1 protein-coding gene is annotated in these 311 nt (G+C 65.0%); it reads right to left on the bottom strand.

Translation table 11 applies throughout. From position 1 onward, the window contains the following. Positions 1-3 precede the first annotated feature (3 nt). A partial coding sequence (locus HMPREF2581_RS19110; RefSeq protein WP_206602005.1) for a hypothetical protein occupies positions 4-311 on the bottom strand: 308 nt, incomplete at its 5' end.

Genomic DNA, 311 nt, shown 5'->3' with positions numbered 1-311 from the left:
GCGTCAGATCAGCCCTCTCTGTTGCAGGTCGTTCAGTTCTGCGTCCGCAAATGCGGCCGCCGCCTTCAGGTCTGCCACGGTAAGCTCGTCGAGCGTCTTGCCCAGGCCCTGGATGTGCCGGGCGAAAGCGCGCTGTGCCGGCCCGTTGTAGCCATGGCAGAAGTCGGCCGCTGCGCGCAGTTCACCGTCGAGCTGCAGCGCCAGGATGTTGAGAGGATCGTTTCTGTCCCAGGCCATGATCACGCCACCCAGGCCACGCCATCGCGGCGAGCAGTCAGACGAGTTTCGATCTTCCTTTCGCCGCCACGGCG

Origin of the sequence: Pseudomonas sp. HMSC057H01, from assembly GCF_001836405.1 — a bacterium.
GTDB lineage: Bacteria > Pseudomonadota > Gammaproteobacteria > Pseudomonadales > Pseudomonadaceae > Pseudomonas > Pseudomonas aeruginosa.
The sequence above is the reverse complement of the archived record's forward strand: the minus strand, read 5'-3'. Positions and strand labels throughout refer to the sequence as shown.